Source organism: Methylobacterium sp. 001424705 (assembly GCF_059816145.1).
This window is the reverse complement of the sequence record NZ_JCBANU010000002.1, coordinates 101,800-117,762: the sequence shown is the minus strand read 5'-3', so window position 1 is coordinate 117,762 and position 15,963 is coordinate 101,800. Positions and strand designations below refer to the sequence as shown.

The 15,963-nt window shown below is 72.3% G+C and carries 15 protein-coding genes and 3 tRNA genes; 11 read left to right on the top strand and 7 right to left on the bottom strand.

Annotated elements, in window-relative coordinates; genetic code table 11:
* Positions 1 to 31: 31 nt before the first annotated feature.
* From AC6EUL_RS02780 to ribB, 3 genes are all read left to right on the top strand, one after another.
* The gene (locus AC6EUL_RS02780) at positions 32 to 1,171 is read left to right on the top strand and encodes an anhydro-N-acetylmuramic acid kinase (RefSeq protein WP_200917640.1); all 1,140 of its coding nucleotides are present in this window, start codon (positions 32 to 34) and stop codon (positions 1,169 to 1,171) included.
* Between the two features lie 94 nt (positions 1,172 to 1,265).
* Entirely contained in the window at positions 1,266 to 2,369 is a 1,104-nt protein-coding gene (gene aroC, locus AC6EUL_RS02775; RefSeq protein WP_056211085.1) for a chorismate synthase, read from the top strand.
* Positions 2,370 to 2,420: 51 nt separating this feature from the next.
* Complete coding sequence (ribB, locus tag AC6EUL_RS02770) at positions 2,421 to 3,497, top strand: 3,4-dihydroxy-2-butanone-4-phosphate synthase (RefSeq protein WP_056211087.1); 1,077 nt, start codon at positions 2,421 to 2,423, stop codon at positions 3,495 to 3,497.
* Positions 3,498 to 3,563: 66 nt separating this feature from the next.
* On the opposite strand, the gene AC6EUL_RS02765 is transcribed toward ribB, so the two are convergent.
* The gene (locus AC6EUL_RS02765; RefSeq protein WP_499868734.1) at positions 3,564 to 3,773 is read right to left on the bottom strand and encodes a hypothetical protein; all 210 of its coding nucleotides are present in this window, start codon (positions 3,771 to 3,773) and stop codon (positions 3,564 to 3,566) included.
* 371 nt (positions 3,774 to 4,144) lie between these two features.
* Between AC6EUL_RS02765 and AC6EUL_RS02760 the strand changes: the two genes are divergently transcribed.
* On the top strand, positions 4,145 to 5,323 hold the full coding sequence (locus AC6EUL_RS02760) for an FAD-dependent monooxygenase (RefSeq protein ID WP_499868732.1): 1,179 nt from the start codon (positions 4,145 to 4,147) through the stop codon (positions 5,321 to 5,323).
* Positions 5,324 to 5,403: 80 nt separating this feature from the next.
* On the opposite strand, the gene AC6EUL_RS02755 is transcribed toward AC6EUL_RS02760, so the two are convergent.
* Positions 5,404 to 5,488: transfer RNA gene (locus AC6EUL_RS02755), tRNA-Leu, on the bottom strand.
* Positions 5,489 to 5,623: 135 nt separating this feature from the next.
* Positions 5,624 to 5,929 carry a FliM/FliN family flagellar motor switch protein gene (locus AC6EUL_RS02750; RefSeq protein ID WP_056211093.1) on the bottom strand — a complete coding sequence of 102 codons (306 nt, stop codon included), beginning with the start codon at positions 5,927 to 5,929 and terminating at the stop codon, positions 5,624 to 5,626.
* A gap of 80 nt (positions 5,930 to 6,009) precedes the next feature.
* On the opposite strand from AC6EUL_RS02750, the gene lipB reads away from it, so the two are divergent.
* Positions 6,010 to 6,735: a lipoyl(octanoyl) transferase LipB gene (gene lipB / locus AC6EUL_RS02745; protein WP_499868731.1), complete on the top strand. Its 726-nt coding sequence runs from the start codon at positions 6,010 to 6,012 to the stop codon at positions 6,733 to 6,735.
* A gap of 60 nt (positions 6,736 to 6,795) precedes the next feature.
* Here lipB and AC6EUL_RS02740 read toward each other — a convergent pair whose 3' ends face one another.
* Positions 6,796 to 7,683, bottom strand: a complete 888-nt coding sequence (locus tag AC6EUL_RS02740) for a cation diffusion facilitator family transporter (RefSeq protein WP_056211096.1) — start codon at positions 7,681 to 7,683, stop codon at positions 6,796 to 6,798.
* 119 nt (positions 7,684 to 7,802) lie between these two features.
* On the bottom strand, positions 7,803 to 8,051 hold the full coding sequence (locus AC6EUL_RS02735; protein ID WP_499868730.1) for a hypothetical protein: 249 nt from the start codon (positions 8,049 to 8,051) through the stop codon (positions 7,803 to 7,805).
* Positions 8,052 to 8,232: 181 nt separating this feature from the next.
* On the opposite strand from AC6EUL_RS02735, the gene queA reads away from it, so the two are divergent.
* The 3 genes from queA (at position 8,233) to AC6EUL_RS02720 (ending at position 10,742) form a co-directional block, all read left to right on the top strand.
* Positions 8,233 to 9,318, top strand: a complete 1,086-nt coding sequence (gene queA, locus AC6EUL_RS02730; protein WP_499868729.1) for a tRNA preQ1(34) S-adenosylmethionine ribosyltransferase-isomerase QueA — start codon at positions 8,233 to 8,235, stop codon at positions 9,316 to 9,318.
* Positions 9,319 to 9,375: 57 nt separating this feature from the next.
* Positions 9,376 to 10,548: a tRNA guanosine(34) transglycosylase Tgt gene (gene tgt / locus AC6EUL_RS02725; protein WP_499868727.1), complete on the top strand. Its 1,173-nt coding sequence runs from the start codon at positions 9,376 to 9,378 to the stop codon at positions 10,546 to 10,548.
* 118 nt (positions 10,549 to 10,666) lie between these two features.
* Positions 10,667 to 10,742, top strand: a tRNA-Lys gene (locus tag AC6EUL_RS02720).
* Positions 10,743 to 11,002: 260 nt separating this feature from the next.
* On the opposite strand, the gene AC6EUL_RS02715 is transcribed toward AC6EUL_RS02720, so the two are convergent.
* Positions 11,003 to 11,078: transfer RNA gene (locus AC6EUL_RS02715), tRNA-Glu, on the bottom strand.
* A gap of 152 nt (positions 11,079 to 11,230) precedes the next feature.
* Here AC6EUL_RS02715 and rlmB point away from each other — a divergent pair.
* Positions 11,231 to 12,058, top strand: a complete 828-nt coding sequence (gene rlmB, locus AC6EUL_RS02710; protein ID WP_499868725.1) for a 23S rRNA (guanosine(2251)-2'-O)-methyltransferase RlmB — start codon at positions 11,231 to 11,233, stop codon at positions 12,056 to 12,058.
* Positions 12,059 to 12,108: 50 nt separating this feature from the next.
* Here the strand turns inward: rlmB and AC6EUL_RS02705 are convergent, their stop codons facing one another.
* A complete protein-coding gene (locus AC6EUL_RS02705) occupies positions 12,109 to 13,686 on the bottom strand; it encodes a CYTH and CHAD domain-containing protein (RefSeq protein ID WP_499868723.1) in 1,578 nt (525 codons plus the stop codon).
* A gap of 248 nt (positions 13,687 to 13,934) precedes the next feature.
* Here AC6EUL_RS02705 and AC6EUL_RS02700 point away from each other — a divergent pair, with 248 nt between their 5' ends.
* A complete protein-coding gene (locus AC6EUL_RS02700; protein WP_499868893.1) occupies positions 13,935 to 14,681 on the top strand; it encodes a TlyA family RNA methyltransferase in 747 nt (248 codons plus the stop codon).
* Positions 14,678 to 15,946, top strand: a complete 1,269-nt coding sequence (locus AC6EUL_RS02695) for a class I SAM-dependent RNA methyltransferase (protein ID WP_499868722.1) — start codon at positions 14,678 to 14,680, stop codon at positions 15,944 to 15,946. Before AC6EUL_RS02700 ends, AC6EUL_RS02695 begins: the two co-directional genes overlap by 4 nt.
* Positions 15,947 to 15,963 lie beyond the last annotated feature (17 nt).

Below are 15,963 nucleotides of genomic sequence, written 5' to 3'. Positions count from 1 at the left end.
GGCACGGGCATCAAGGCCCGGGGAGGGCACCATGACGATGATGCGCGCGATCGGGTTGATGAGCGGCACGTCCCTCGACGGCGTCGACGTCGCCCTGATCGAGACCGACGGCGAGACCGTGCGGGTGGTCCAGAGCCACAACGGCTACCTCGAGCCCCTCGGGCCGACGGGCTATCGCGGCTACTCGGACGAGGACCGGGCCCTGCTGCGCCAGGCGCTGATCGATTCGGAAGGGGTCACCGCCCGCGAGGACCGGCCGGGCTGCCTGGCGGAGGCCGAGGCCTTCGTCACCGCCGCCCATGCCGAGGCGGTGGAGAGCTTCCTGGCGGACAACCATCTCACCCCGGCCGACATCGACGTGATCGGCTTCCATGGCCAGACCGTGGTGCACCGGCCGGACCAGCGCATGAGCGTGCAGATCGGCGACGGCGCGGCCCTGAGCCGGCGGCTGGGCATCGCCGTGGTGTCGGACCTGCGCCACGCCGACGTGGTGGCGGGCGGGCAGGGCGCCCCCCTGGTCCCGGTGTTCCACCAGGCCCTCGCCCGCGCCTCCGGCTTCGAGGGGGCCCTCGGCATCCTGAACATCGGCGGGGTCGCCAACGCCACCATCCTGTCGGCGAACGGCGACGTCATCGCGTTCGACACGGGGCCCGGCAACGCGCTGATCGACGACTGGATGCGGGAGCGCACCGGCCGCCCCCTCGACGACGGCGGCCGCACCGCCGCCCGCGGACGCCCCGACGAGCCGCTGCTGGCCTGGCTGCTGATCCACCCGTTCTTCGCCCGGCGGCCGCCGAAATCCCTCGACCGCAACTGGTTCTCGCACAAGCTCGCGGGCCAGCTCTCGACGGAGGACGGCGCCGCGACCCTCACGGCCTTCACCGCCCGCGCGGTGGCCCGCGCCCTCGACCACGCCCCCGAGATCCCGGCCCGCTGGATCGTGGCCGGCGGCGGCGCCCGCAACGGCGAGCTCGTGCGCCTGCTGAACTACCACCTGCGCGCCGAGATCACGACGGCGGACGCCATCGGCTGGTCCTCGGCCTATCTCGAGGCACAGGCCTTCGCGCATCTCGCGGTGCGCTCGCTCAAGGGCCTGCCGATCACCTTCCCGTCCACCACCGGCGTGCGCGAGCCGACCACCGGCGGCGTGCTCGCGCGGCCGGATGCCTGAGGCGCAGCGCGTGTCCTGGCGCAGGGTCGCCCCCGGACCGGCGCATGGCCCCGCGCTGGCCCTCGGGCCAAACCCGCGCTAGAGCGGGAGCGCCATGTCGCACAATACGTTCGGACACCTGTTTCGCGTCACCACCTTCGGCGAGAGCCACGGGGTCGCCCTCGGCTGCGTGGTCGACGGCTGTCCGCCCGGGCTCGCCCTGTCGGCGGAGGACATCCAGGCGGAACTCGACCGGCGCAAGCCCGGCCAGTCGCGCTTCACCACCCAGCGGCGCGAGCCCGACCAGGTCCGCATCCTATCGGGCGTCTTCGCCGACGACCGCACCGGCGGCGTCCAGCTCACCACCGGCACGCCGATCGCCCTGGAGATCGAGAACACCGATCAGCGCTCGAAGGATTACTCCGAGATCCGGGACAGCTACCGGCCCGGCCATGCCGACTACGCCTACGAGGCCAAGTATGGCATCCGCGACTATCGCGGCGGCGGGCGCTCCTCGGCGCGCGAGACCGCCGCGCGGGTCGCGGCGGGCGCCGTCGCCCGCAAGGTCCTGCCCGCCGGCGTCACCATCCGGGCCGCCCTCGTGCAGATGGGCCCCCACGCCGTCGACCGGTCGCGCTGGGACTGGGAGGCGGTGAACGCCAACCCGTTCTTCTGTCCGGACCCCGAGACCGCGACTTTCTATGCCGATTACCTCGACGGCATCCGCAAGGACGGCTCGTCCGTCGGCGCGGTGATCGAGGTGGTGGCCGAGGGCGTGCCCCCCGGTCTCGGCGCGCCGATCTACGGCAAGCTCGACGCGGATCTCGCCGCCGCCATGATGTCGATCAACGCCGTGAAGGGCGTCGAGATCGGCGACGGCTTCGCCGCCGCGTCCCTGCGGGGCGAGGAGAACGCCGACGAAATGCGCTCGGGCAATGCCGGCGCCCCGACCTTCCTCGCCAACCATGCGGGCGGGGTTCTGGGCGGCATCTCCACCGGCCAGCCCATCGTCTGCCGCTTCGCCGTGAAGCCGACCTCCTCGATCCTGACGCCGCGCATGAGCGTCTCCCGGGACAACCGCGACGTCGACCTCGTCACCAAGGGGCGCCACGACCCCTGCGTCGGCATTCGCGCCGTGCCGGTGGCCGAGGCCATGATGGCGTGCGTCCTCGCCGATCACTATCTGCGTCATCGGGGGCAGGTCGGCGCGCGGGACTGATCCTGCCCGCGCCCGCCGTCGTCCGATCCGCGAAACGCCAAGAGACAGCCCGTGCCCCACACCCACGTCACCGAGGCCATCGAGGCCTATGCTCGCGGCGAGATCGTCGTCGTCACCGACGACGACGACCGCGAGAACGAGGGCGACCTCGTCGTCGCCGCCGCGCTCTGCACGCCGGAGAAGATGGCCTTCATCATCCGCAACACCTGCGGCATCGTCTGCGCGCCCCTGACCCGGGCCGAGGCCCGGCGCCTGCGCCTCGACCCGATGGTGGCCTCGAACGACGCGCCGCTCGGTACCGCCTTCACGGTGACGGTGGACACCAAGCACGGGCTGACCACCGGGATCTCGGCCGAGCAGCGCTGCAACACGGTGCGGGCGCTGGCCAACGGCAACATGGGCGAGGACGATTTCGTCCGTCCCGGCCATGTCTTCCCGCTGATCGCCAAGGATGGCGGCGTGCTCATGCGCTCCGGCCACACCGAGGCGGCGGTGGACCTGTGCAAGCTCGCGAACCTACCCCCGGTGGGCGTGATCTGCGAACTCGCCAACGACGACGGCACGGTGATGAAGGGTCCGCAGATTACGGCCTTCGCCGAGCTGCACAACCTCAAGCGCGTCTCGGTGGCCGACCTGATCGCCTACCGGCAGGCCCGCGAGACCCTGGTGGAGCGGGTCGGCACCTTCCCGGTGAAGACCGAGTTCGGCGAGATGACGGGCTACGCCTACACGACGCCGTTCGAGACCGTGCAGCAATTCGCCTTCGTCCACGGCCGCATCGGCGACGGCGAGGACGTGCTGGTGCGCCTGCACCGGTCGAACGTGGTGGCCGACGTCATCGAGGGCGGGCGCCAGATCGAGGCGGTGATGCGCCGCTTCGCCGAGGAAGGCCGCGGCATCCTCGTCTACCTCCGCGACGGCACGGCCGGCGTGCCCCTGAAGCCCTTCGTCGAGGAGGGTTCGGAGGCGCAGCGCGTGGCGCAGTGGCGCGAAGTCGGGCTCGGCGCCCAGATCCTGCGCGATCTCGGCGTCTCGTCGATCCGCAACCTCGCGACCTCGTCGCGCGCCTATGTCGGACTCTCGGGATTCGGGATCGAGTTCCTGGGCGACGAGCGCCTGGAGAGCTGAGCCGACGCGGGGGGCGAGAGCATCCAATTGCTGCTCGACCCCACCGAGGATCGGGTCGGCCGGCTCTCAGGCCTTGGGGCCGCTCGACCAGGACAGCCGGCGCGGGTGGGATCCCGCATGCGGTCCTGGGTAGGACGGGGCCCCGCCCCGGTGGTGCTCGGTGTCGCGGCGCGTCAGGATCTCGCGAACGGCGAGGATGGTGAAGCGATACCAGATGTAGGCACCGCGCAGGAGCCGTCGCCGCCCTCTCGCATCCACGTCCTCGATCAACCGCATTCCGCTTCCCTCTGCGCTCGGCGAGCGTCTCCGTCAAACCTACGTAGTTTCGGTCGCGATGGCACCCATTTTCCGTCATCGCCGCGGGCCGGCGGCGAGAACCGCCAGCAAGGAGCGTCGTCGCCGACACCCGCGTTCGACTTGCTGCGATTCGCTTGCAAGCGCCGGGCCGCGCGTATCGGTCTCGCACATGCCCGACCCGGACAAGGCGGTCTGGCACAGGGCAGACCTGCGCGGGAACCCGCCGCACAGGGCGAACCCATACCGGGAAGGTCCGGCGCAGCAGGCGGTTCCCGCGCGCGCGTATCCTTGCCACAGTGGCGCGCGTGCAGAGTGCGCAGCGCCGGTCGGGACGCGAACGGAGAGGCTTCATGATCGATGATGCGCGCGGGCGCGTCCTCGTCGCCGGCGGCGGCATCGCGGGACTGGCGGCGGCGCGGGCCCTGCACCGGCGCGGGGTGCCCGTCCTCGCCCTGGAGCGGCGCACGGCGCCGGAGGATGGCGGGCTCGCCATCAACCTCCCGGGCAACGCGGTGCAGGCCCTCGGGCAACTCGGGCTGGGCGACGCCCTGGAGCGCGTCGGGTCGCCCGTCCGGCGGCGCGAATATCGCACCCATCGCGGCCAGCTCCTGTTCGCCGTAGACGAGGCGGCGTTCTGGGGGGAGGCGGCCTGCCCGCGCTGCCTGCGCCGCTCCGACCTTCAGCGCCTCCTGGGTCAGGACCTCCCGCCGGAGGCGATCCGGCGTGGCGGCACGATCCGCGCGGTCCGGGCGACCGCCTCGGGCGTGAGCGTCGATCTTGGCGAAGGAGGGGTGGAGCAGGGCGGCCTGCTCGTCGGCGCGGATGGGGTCCACTCGACGGTCCGGCGTTCCATGTTCGGCGAACAGGCGACCCGCGCGGCCGTGCTCGGACAGGCCAGCTGGCGCTTCATGGCCCCAAACCCCGGCATCGATGCGTGGACCCTCTGGGCGGGGGCGGGGGGCCTGTTCCTGCTCATCCCGGTCGACACCGGTACGGTCTATGGCTGGGTTTCGATTCGCCGGACCGGGGCGGGCGAACGGGATCTGGCGAAAGTCCGCCGGGTGTTCGCCCCCTTCCCGCGCCTGGTGCAGGACACCCTGGATCGAGTGCTGGTCCATCCCGACGCGATCCATCATTCCCCGCTCGAGGAGGTGCGGATCGCGCGCTGGACCCAAGGCCGGGTTCTCCTGGCCGGCGATGCCGCCCATGCCACCGCGCCGGTCTGGGCACAGGGCGCCGCCCTCGCCCTGGAGGATGCCCTGGTACTCGCGGACCTCCTGGCGCGCGAAGCGGATTGGAACACGGTCGGCCTCGCCTACGAGGCGCGGCGTCGCCCCCGCGTGGCCCATGTCCAGGCCATGACCGATCGCCTGTCGCGCACCGCCGCGCTGCCGGACTGGGCGCGAAACCGGCTGCTGCCCGTCATCGGCCCACGCAGCTACCGCGCCGCCTATGCGCCCCTCCGCGAGCCGGTCTCGGTGTGGGAGCGGACGTGCGATGGAAGAGGCGCGCCTGTGCAGGGCGCCTGATCGAACGAATTGTCGGAGGGAGAAGGGGAGGCCTGGTAGCGACCTCGTCAGTTCGGGAGGGGACACCAACTCTGTTGAGTTGGTGCGGCCAAGAGGACTCGAACCTCCACCCCTTGCAGGACTAGCACCTCAAGCTAGCGCGTCTACCAATTCCGCCATGGCCGCATCGTCAACACACCGTTCGCGTCGGTCACCGGGCCCGGAGATCCTGTCTCACTCGGCTGCGGCGGCCGATCTCTCGGGGCGCGGCGCAGCCAATAACAGAGGGATTTCCGTCCGACAAGCGCCGCGAGGGCGGGATCAGAGAAAATCGACACCGCCTTCGAGGACCGGGACCGCGCCCTCGCCGATGGTCACCCCGGCCAGGCGCACCACCTCGGCCTTGCGGATCAACTCGGTGATTTCCACGGAGATGCGGTTGCCCGTCACGACGATCTGGCCCCGCGCGATCGGGTGGTCGTTGGCGAGGATCTCGACCATATCGGACTCGGTGGATTCGAGTTCGATCACGGCGCCCCGGCCCATGCGCAGCAGCATGTGCAGCGGCATGTGACTGCGGCCGAGCACCACCTTAAGATCGACCTTCAGGTCTTCCAGAACCGCCACGCGCCCCGTCCCCCGCTCCGGGGCGGCGCGCGATGCGGCGTCCGCCCCTCCGTCCACCTTCCACGCGCGATGGTGAAGTCTTGGTAAACGAAACCCTAAACGCCACCCGGCTGGCGCTCCCGCCGAGGGACTTCCGGGCCGTGGCCGGCACGGCGCCGGTGGACTGGCGGATCAGCGACGCGCTCGTGCCCTACGGGGAGGCCGTGGCCGCCATGGAGGCGCGCGCCGAGGGCATCGCGGCGGGGCAGGCGCCGGAACTGGTCTGGCTGCTGGAGCACCCGCCGCTCTACACGGCCGGCACCTCGGCGCAGGACGCCGACCTCGTCGCCCCCGGGCGCTTCCCCGTGCACCGGACGGGCCGGGGCGGGCAGTACACCTATCACGGGCCCGGCCAGCGGGTGGCCTACGTGATGCTCGACCTCAACCGGCGCCGCCGGGATCTGCGGGCCTACGTGGCCGCCCTGGAGGCCTGGATCATCGCGACCCTGGAGGCCTTCAACGTGCGCGGCGAGCGACGGGAGGACCGGGTCGGGGTCTGGGTCCGCCGACCGGAGCGCGGGGCGGCGGTCGAGGACAAGATCGCCGCCATCGGCATCCGGGTCCGGCGCTGGGTCAGCTTCCACGGCATCAGCCTCAACGTGGAGCCAGATCTGTCGCACTTCTCCGGCATCGTCCCCTGCGGCATCGCCGGCCACGGCGTCACCAGCCTCGTCGATCTCGGCCACCTCGTCTCGATGCCCGAGGTCGACATGCAACTGCGCGCCGCCTTCGAGGCGATCTTCGGCGAGACGGTGTCCGTAGGCTAGAGTTTGCCCGGGATGAGGGGAAACCGGTTCTTCCGAGAAAACAAATCCACGAGACAGACCCTAGATCACCGGCACGCCGCGTCCCTTGGCGTGCTCGCCCGGCTCGACGTGAATGACCACCACGGAGCCCTCGATGGCGTTCTCGATGGCGGCCTCCAGCCGGTCGCAGATTGCGTGAGAATCCTGCACCGTCATCGTGCCCGGCACCACGAGGTGGAAGTCGATGAAGGTGGCCTGTCCCGCGTGGCGGGTGCGGACGTCGTGCGCCTCCAGGGCGCCGGTGCTGTGGAGGGAGATGAGCGCGCGGATCTGCGCGACCATCTCGCCGGGGGCCGCCTTGTCCATGAGGCCGCTGACCGAATCGCGGATCATGCCCCAGCCCGACCACAGGATGTTGAGGGCGACGAGCCCGGCGATGAGCGGATCGAGGATCGCGTAGCCCGTGACCGCCACCAGGGCGACGCCGACGAGCACGCCGCCCGAGGTGACGACGTCGGCCATGACGTGCCGGGCATCCGCCACCAGGGCGGGGGAGCGCCATTCCCGGCCGCGGCGCAGCAGGATCACGGCCCAGGCGCCGTTGATCGCGGTGGCCACGAGGTTGACGAGAAGGCCGGTCAGCGGCGCGTCGAGGGGCTTCGGGTCGAGAAGCCCGTGGAAGGATTCCCGCAGGATCAGGATCGCCGCCACGACGATGAGCGCGCCCTCGATCACGGCGGAGAAGTACTCGGCCTTGTGGTGGCCGTAGGGGTGGTCGTCGTCGGCCGGACGGGCGGCGACCCGCAGGGCGACGAGGGCGAACACCGCCGCCACCACGTTGATGATGCTCTCCAGGGCATCCGAGTACAACGCGAGGCTGCCGGTGACCCAGTAGGCGGCGAACTTGAGGCCCATCACCAGGGCGCCGAGGCCGGCGCTCAGGAGGGCAGCTTTCTGGGTACGGTCCATGGCGACGTCCGGTCTCGGCCCGGGCGCAGCAGCGACGCCCGGTCGCGCGGCCATAGCGCCCGTCCCGGCGCCAAGGCCACGGCAAAGGTTGAACCCGCCGCTGAACGATTGAGCCGGGGCTATGCCGACTCGGAGGTGTCCGGCGTGTCCGGCGCCACGGGCTTGCGCGCCCGCTCGCGGGCGGCGAAGCGCGCGCCTTCGGCCCGGGCACGCTCGGCCTTGCGCCGGAAGCTGCGGGCGCTCCAGTTCCAGCGCGCGGCATCGGCCAGCGTCTCGAGGCGCTGCGCCTCCCGCTCCCAGTACGTCACCAGCTGCCCGTCCAGGGTCACGCGGCCCGGCCGCACCGGCCGGGGGGTCCCGTCGCTCATGCCTCGAACTCCTGACTCGATCTCACCGTGAGGGGGTCGGATTATCGCAACCGGAAGTACGAAAATCCGAGCGCGCCGGGCGGTGGCCCGGCCCCTCAGCGAACCGGCAGGACCGTCCCGGGTTCCGGGCACGCGCGCCGGACCATTGATCCGCGCGGGCAAACCGGGCAGGTGGCGCGGCATGCGCGTCGATCTCTTCGATTTCGAGCTGCCCGAAGACAGCATCGCCCTCAGGCCGCCTGTGCCCCGCGATGCCGGGCGCCTCCTCGTGGTCCGGCCCGACGACGGCCTGGAGGATCGGCGGGTGCGCGACCTCGCGCAGCTCCTGCGCCGGGGCGACGCCCTGGTTTTCAACGACACCCGGGTGATCCCGGCGCGGCTCGCCGGCGTCCGCCATCGCCCGGGCTCGCCGGGCCTGCGGATGGAGGCGATGCTCCACCTGCGCGAGGCGGCGGACACCTGGCGCGCCTTCGCCCGGCCGGGCAAGCGCCTCGCCGCCGGCGACCGGGTCAGCTTCGGCCGCCACGGTGACAGCGCGCCCTGCGCCCTCGGCGGCCTCGACGCCACCATCGCGGCGAAGGGGGAGGGCGGCGAGATCACCCTGCGCTTCGATCTCGCCGGACCGGCCCTGGACGAGACCATCGCCGCCATCGGGGACCTGCCGCTGCCGCCCTACATCGCCGGCAAGCGCCCCACCGACGCGCAGGACGCCACCGACTACCAGACCGTCTATGCCCGCGAGCCCGGCGCGGTGGCGGCCCCCACCGCCGGCCTGCACTTCTCCGAGGCGATGCTGGCCGAACTCGATGCCGCCGGCATCGCCCGCCACACCGTGACCCTGCACGTGGGCGCCGGCACCTTCCTGCCGGTGAAGGCCGACGACACTGCCGACCATCGCATGCATGCCGAGATCGGTCGCCTCGACGCCGACACCGCCGAGGCCCTCAACGGCGTGCGGGCGCGGGGCGGGCGCATCGTCGCTGTGGGCACCACGGCCCTGCGCCTCCTCGAGAGCGCGGCCGACGCGGACGGGCGCCTCCACCCCTTCGCCGGCCAGACCGAGATCTTCATCACCCCGGGCACGCGCATCCGCGCGGTGGACGCCCTGATGACCAACTTCCACCTGCCGCGCTCGACCCTGTTCATGCTGGTCTCGGCCTTCTCGGGCCTGGAGACCATGCGGGCGGCCTACGCGCACGCCATCGCGGGGGGCTATCGCTTCTATTCCTACGGCGATTCCAGCCTGCTGTTTCCGGCGCGCGGCTGAGGCGCCGGCCCGCGCGGGGTTTGCCTCGAAAGCGCCGGAGGCTCTAAGACGGCGCCCATGTCCGAGCCCGCCTCTCCCGCCGCATCCGCCGGCCTGCCAACCGAATTCACCTTCCGCGTCGACGCCACCGACGGGGCCGCGCGCACCGGCGCGATCACGATGCCGCGCGGCACCATCCGGACGCCGGCCTTCATGCCGGTGGGTACGGCCGCCACCGTGAAGGCGATGTATCCGGGCCAGGTCCGCGAACTCGGGGCCGACGTGGTCCTGGGCAACACCTACCACCTGATGCTGCGCCCCGGTCCCGAGCGCATGGCCCGCCTCGGGGGCCTGCATCGCTTCATGAACTGGCCGCATCCGATCCTCACCGATTCCGGCGGCTTCCAGGTCATGTCGCTCTCGGCCCTACGCAAGCTGGACGAGCAGGGCGTGACCTTCCGTTCCCACGTGGACGGCTCGACCCACCACATGAGCCCGGAGCGCTCCATCGAGATCCAGGGCCTGCTCGGCTCCGACATCCAGATGCAGCTCGACGAGTGCGTCCGCCTGCCGGCCGAGCACGCGGCCATCGAGAAGGCGATGCACCTGTCCCTGCGCTGGGCCGAGCGCTGCCGCGTGGCCTTCGGCACCCAGCCCGGCAAGGCGATGTTCGGGATCGTCCAGGGCGGCGACGTGCCGGCCCTGCGGGTGGAGAGCGCCCGCGCCCTCGTGGACCTCGACCTCAAGGGCTACGCCATCGGAGGCCTCGCGGTGGGCGAGCCCCAGGCCGTGATGCTGGCGATGATCGAGACCGTGGAGCCGCACCTGCCCGCGGGCAAGCCGCGCTACCTCATGGGCGTCGGCACCCCGGACGACCTGATGCGCTCGGTGGCCCGGGGCATCGACATGTTCGACTGCGTGATGCCGACCCGCGCCGGCCGCCACGGCCTCGCCTATACCCGACACGGCCGGATCAACCTGCGCAACGCCCGCCACGCCGAGGACACCCGCCCCCTGGACGAGGCCTCGTCCTGCCCGGCGGCCCGCGACTATTCCCGGGCCTACCTCCACCACCTCGTGCGCAGCGACGAGATCCTGGGAATGATGCTGCTCACCTGGAACAACCTGTCCTACTACCAGGACCTGATGGCGGGCCTGCGCACCGCCATCGCGCAGGGCCGCCTCGCCGACTTCACCGACGAGACCCGCGCGGCCTGGACCCGGGCCGAGGCCGAGCGCGCCGCGGCCTGACGCACCATCCCCGGGGGACGACCGCGAAGCCGGTTGACCCCATACCGCCGACCCCCTATTGCGAGCCACGCTGTTCGACACGGCGCGGCGCCGAGCGCCGCAACGCCCCGTCGCACACGAGCGCGTAGCTCAGTTGGTAGAGCAACGGACTTTTAATCTGTAGGTCCTGGGTTCGAGCCCCAGCGCGCTCACCATCTCTTTCCAGATCTCGAAATGTGATCCGCTGCGCAGCGCCGCTTCTCGTGGCTCCGCAGGAATGGTGACGCCCCGTCGCCGCGCATGAGCGAGCCGATAAACTGCGTGGCCGCGACCGTACGGGACCCCTCGCCGGGGGGAGTCGTTAGAGAAGCGGAACCGGTGGTCCGATATGCCCGAAGAGGCGTTCGAGCATCGTTGCGGGCTGGCAAGATCGAGCGGATCGGGGGCGATCGGAGATCGACCGCGAAAACATCGCTGGCGCGCCCTACGGGAATCGAACCCGTGTTTTCGCCGTGAAAGGGCGACGTCCTGGACCGCTAGACGAAGGGCGCCGCTGCGGTGAGCGGTTCTATATGCGGCTTCGGGCGCGGGGGCAACGGGGGAATCGCCGCGGGTTTGCGGCTTGACGAATGCGGCCCCGGCCGGTTTGTCGGGCGGACACGCGGACCGCTCCTTCCGGCGGCCGGAGAGCGGACCTGACTGCATGACCACGCGACGCGACGGCCCGCCGGGGCCGAGGACGAACAAGCCCGGCTTTTCGCGCAGTCCCTTCCGGCGCGGGCCGCCGCAGAACCAGCGGGGCGCGGCGAGCGTCGCGGCGGCTGCCGGCGACCACGTCGTCCTCTACGGCTGGCACCCGGTGGCGCAGGCCCTGGCCAACGAGGGGCGTAAGCTGCACCGGCTGCTCGCCACCGAGAACGCCATGATCCGGCTCACCGAGGAGATCGGGACGCTGCGGATCGATCCCGAGCTGGTGCGGCCGAGCGCCATCAACGCGCTGCTCGGACCCGACGCCGTGCACCAGGGCCTCTACCTGGAGGCCGACCCCCTGCCGGGGCCGGATCTCGACGAGCTGGGCGACGACGTGCTGCTCCTCGCCCTCGACCAGATCACCGATCCGCACAATGTCGGCGCCATCGTGCGCACCGCCGCCGCCTTCGGGGTGGCGGGCATCATCACCACCGCGCGGCACTCGCCCAACGCCACGGGCGTGCTGGCCAAATCCGCCTCGGGCGGCCTGGAGCACGTGCCCCTGATCGTGGTCCGCAACCTGTCGGACGCCCTGGTCGACCTCGGCAAGCGCGGCTTCACCCGGATCGGCCTCGATTCCGACGCCGAGACCGTACTGGACACCATCGGCCCGAAGCGCCCGGCCGTGATCGTGCTCGGGGCCGAGGGCAAGGGCCTGCGCCAGCGCACCCGCGAGAACTGCGACGTGCTGGCCCGCATCCCCTTCAGCGGCGAAATCCGCAGCATCAACGTCTCGAACGCCGCCGCGATCACGCTCTACGCCCTCAGCCCCCGCGGCTGAGTCACACCTCGGCGTTGGCGCCTCAGCGTTGGCGCCTCAGCGTTGGCGCCTCAGCGCCAGAACGGCTTGACCGCCACGAGGTCCCCATGGGCCTCGGCGGCCGCTCTCAGCAGCTTCCGGCCGTCGGCCTCGTTGTCGCCGGCCGCAAGGCCCGCGGCGAACGCCGTCTCGCCGGGGATCTCCTGCGGGTCGGGCACCGCCACGAGGCTGGCCAGCACCGTGTGGGCGGTGGCCTGGTCGTTGAGGCTGCCGAGATGGTCCTGCAGGTCGGACAGGGCCGAGACGAAGGCCTTGTGGCGCTTGCGCAGCTTCTTCTCGGTGTAGAGGCTGGCGAAGAACTCTGCGCCGTAGCGAAGCTTCTTCGCCTCGATCCGGACGCGGTGCCGCTCCTCGGCCTCCTGGCGGTCGAGGTGGCGGCCGCGCTTCCGGATGCGGCGCAGGGCCTTGTCGAGCACCTCGGCGGCGAAGTCGCGCGCCGGCAAGTCGCGCGCCGGCACTCCGCGGTCCGGCACTTCACGGTCCGGGGCGGCCAGTCCGGTCCGCCAGGCGCCGGTCTCCAGCCAGGCGGCGACGTCGAGGACCAGGCCGCGCCATTCCTGCGATTCCAGGGTGGCGAGGACGCCGTCATGAGCGCGGTCCCGCTCCGCCTCGAGGCGCCGGCGCAGGTCGTCGAGACCGGCCTCGTCCGGGCGCCTGGCCATCTCGGCCGGCAGGGTCTCGGCCAGGAACACGTCGAGGTTCCGGGCGTGGCCGAAGGGTTCGGTGATGCGCTTGATCTCGTCGCGCAGGGTCGCGGCCGTCGCGTCCTGCGCCAGGACCGGCTTGAACAGGGTGAGGGCCGAACGCAGGCGGCGCAGGGCGACCCGCAGCTGGTGCAGCGCCTCCACGTCCCGGTTGTGCAGGAAGACGTCCTCGTTGAGGCGCAGGTGGGACAGGCAGGCGAAGGCGATGGCGCGGAAGGCCTCGCCGGCCGTGGCGTCCGGCGCCAGTGAAACCGGCCGCGCCTTGCTCGGGCGCCGCAGGGTGCCGTCGCGGAGGCTGAAGCCGCGGGCCGACTTGCTCAGTGCCCCAAGCCGGAGCGGCACGGTCTCGGCCAGGGCCTGGGCCAGGGTGAACAGGTCCTCCGACCGGCCCTCCTTGAGTTCGAGTTCGAGCTCCCACAGGGGCGCGTCGCCGTTCGGGGTCTCGATCCGACCCTCGTCGAAGGCGACCTCGATCCGCGAGGCTCCGTAGCGCACCAGGCGGCTGCGCCGCTCCACCAGGGTGGCGAAGATGGGGGACAGCTCCGGCGCCTCGGCGCCCGCCAATACCTCCGGCACCGGCGTCTCGGAGACCTGCGCCAGGTCGGGCGCGTTCCCCGCGACGGGCGCCTCCCATTCCGAGCGGTCGAACAGGCCGGGGGCGGTGGCGGCGGCCTTCACGGTCTGGACGAACGTCTCGCCGTCGCGGCGGACCCGCAGGGTCAGCCCGGCCGCACGCAGGTCGCCGGCGGCCGTGTCGAAGTAGGTGGAGGTGAGGAAGCGGGAGTCCTCCGAGCCTTCCGCCTGCAGGAAGGGATGGCGGCTCAGCTCCGCGAGGTCGCTGCCCTCGCATTCCAGCTTCAACTCGATCTCACGCGGCGCGACCATGATGTGTCCCAAGTTTCGGCCCCGATCCGTCGTCCCCGACGGGGCGGCGGGCCCCCAGCGATCGGGACAAGCCCGGCCCGCGGCAACCGTTCCGTGCGGAATCACCAGCCACCGTCGTCGGTTATGGAGCAGGGCGACCCGGACGCGCGACTGAATTCGTGACGATTTTCATTCGCCCCCGGCGCCGAGTGGTGTAGCGGGAGGAACCGGCCCGGGGCCGGCGGGAACGAGACTCGTTGGGCGTGGTGATGAATCGGGAGCGGCTGAGGGCCGACCGCCTGCTGGTGGAACGGGGCCTCTTCGAGAGCCGCGCCCGGGCCCAGGCCGCCATCGCGGCGGGTCTCGTCCGGGCGGACAACCAGCCGGTGACGCGGGCCTCCGACCTCCTCGCCCGGGACGCGCGCCTCGTGGCGTCCGCCCCCCATCCGTTCGTGTCCCGCGGCGGGCTGAAGCTCGATGCCGCCCTCGACGCCTTCGGCTTCGACCCGGCGGGCCGCGTCTGCCTCGATGTCGGGGCCTCGACCGGCGGCTTCACCGACGCGCTGCTGGCGCGGGGCGCCGCCCACGTCTACGCCGTCGACGTGGGACGCGACCAGCTCCACGTCTCCCTCCGGGACGACGCCCGCGTCACCAGCCTGGAGGGCACCGATGCCCGCAGCCTCGACCGCGCCGCGATCCCGCGCCCCCCGGACCTCTGCGCCATCGATGTCAGTTTCATCTCCCTCCGGCTGATCCTGCCGGCCCTCCTGCCGCTGCTGGCCCCCGGCGCCGACCTCGCGGCGCTGATCAAGCCGCAATTCGAGGCCGGGCGCGACCGGGTCGGGCGCGGCGGGATCGTCCGCGATCCCGCCATCCACGACGCCGTCTGCGCCGAGATCCGCGCCGCCCTCGAGGCTCTGGGGCTTCAGATCCTCGGCCTCATCCCGTCACCCGTCGCCGGCGGCGACGGCAACCGCGAGTTCCTGATCGGGGCGCGCCTGGACCCACGACCATGACCGAGCCGGACACCCAGCCGACCCCCGAGACCCTGGAGATCCGCCGCCTCGGCGCCCGCGGCGACGGGCTGGCCGAGGACGGCACCGCCGTCGCCCTGGCGCTGCCGGGGGAGCGCGTCACGGTGCTGCGGGCGGGCACGCGCGGGACGGTCGTCGATGTTCTGCACGCCTCGCCGGATCGCATCGCGCCGTTCTGCCCGTATTTCGGCACCTGCGGCGGCTGCACCGTGCAGCACCTCGCGCCCGTGCCCTACGCCGCCTGGAAGCGGGACCACCTCGTCCAGGCGCTGTCCCATGCGGGGCTCGCCGTCGCGCCGGAGCCGCTGGTCGATGCCCGCGGGGCCGGGCGGCGGCGCCTCACCCTGCACGTGCGGGCCATCGAGGGCCGGGCGCAGGCCGGCCTGATGGCGGCGCGCAGCCACGACCTCGTCGCCATCGACCATTGCCCGATCACCGTGGCGGCCCTGCACCGGGCGCCCCAGGTGGCGACGGCCCTGAGCGCGCCGCTCGGGCACGGCCGCAAGCCCCTCGACGTCGCCGTCAGCGCCACCGAGGCCGGCCTCGACGTCGACATCCGCGGGCACGGACCCGCGGCCGAGGGAGTCCGCGCCGCGCTGGTACGCCTCGCCGGAGACCTCGACCTCGCGCGCCTCTCGCTGCACGGAGAGGTGCTGGTGGAGCGCCGGGCTCCGGCGGTCACCAGCGCGGGCCTGCGGCTGGTGCCGCCGGCCGGCGGTTTCCTCCAGGCCACGGAGGAGGGCGAGCGGGTGCTGACCGAGGCCGTGGTGGCGGCCCTCGACAAGAAGACGAAGCGGGTCGTCGACCTGTTCTCCGGCAGCGGACCGTTCAGCCTCGCCATGGCGCGCAGCCGGGACGTCCATGCCGTCGAGGGCGAGGCGGCGGCCCTGGCCAGCCTCGACCGGGCCGTGCGGGCGGTGCCGGGCCTGCGCCGGGTCACCACCGAGCGCCGCGACCTGTTCCGCCGGCCGCTGCTGGCCCTCGAACTCGACGCCTACGACGCCGTGGTGTTCGATCCGCCCCGGGCGGGCGCGGGCGCGCAGGCGGCCCGGATCGCCGAATCGAAGGTGCCGCTGGTGATCGGGGTCGCCTGCGACGCCGGCACCTTCGCGCGGGATGCCGCGACCCTGGTGTCGGGCGGCTACACCCTGGAGCGGGTGATTCCGGTCGACCAGTTCGCCTATTCGGGCCATCTCGAGATGGTCGGGGTGTTCCGCCGCCCGCCACCACCCCGCAAGCGCCTGTAGCCGCAGCGCTCGACAAC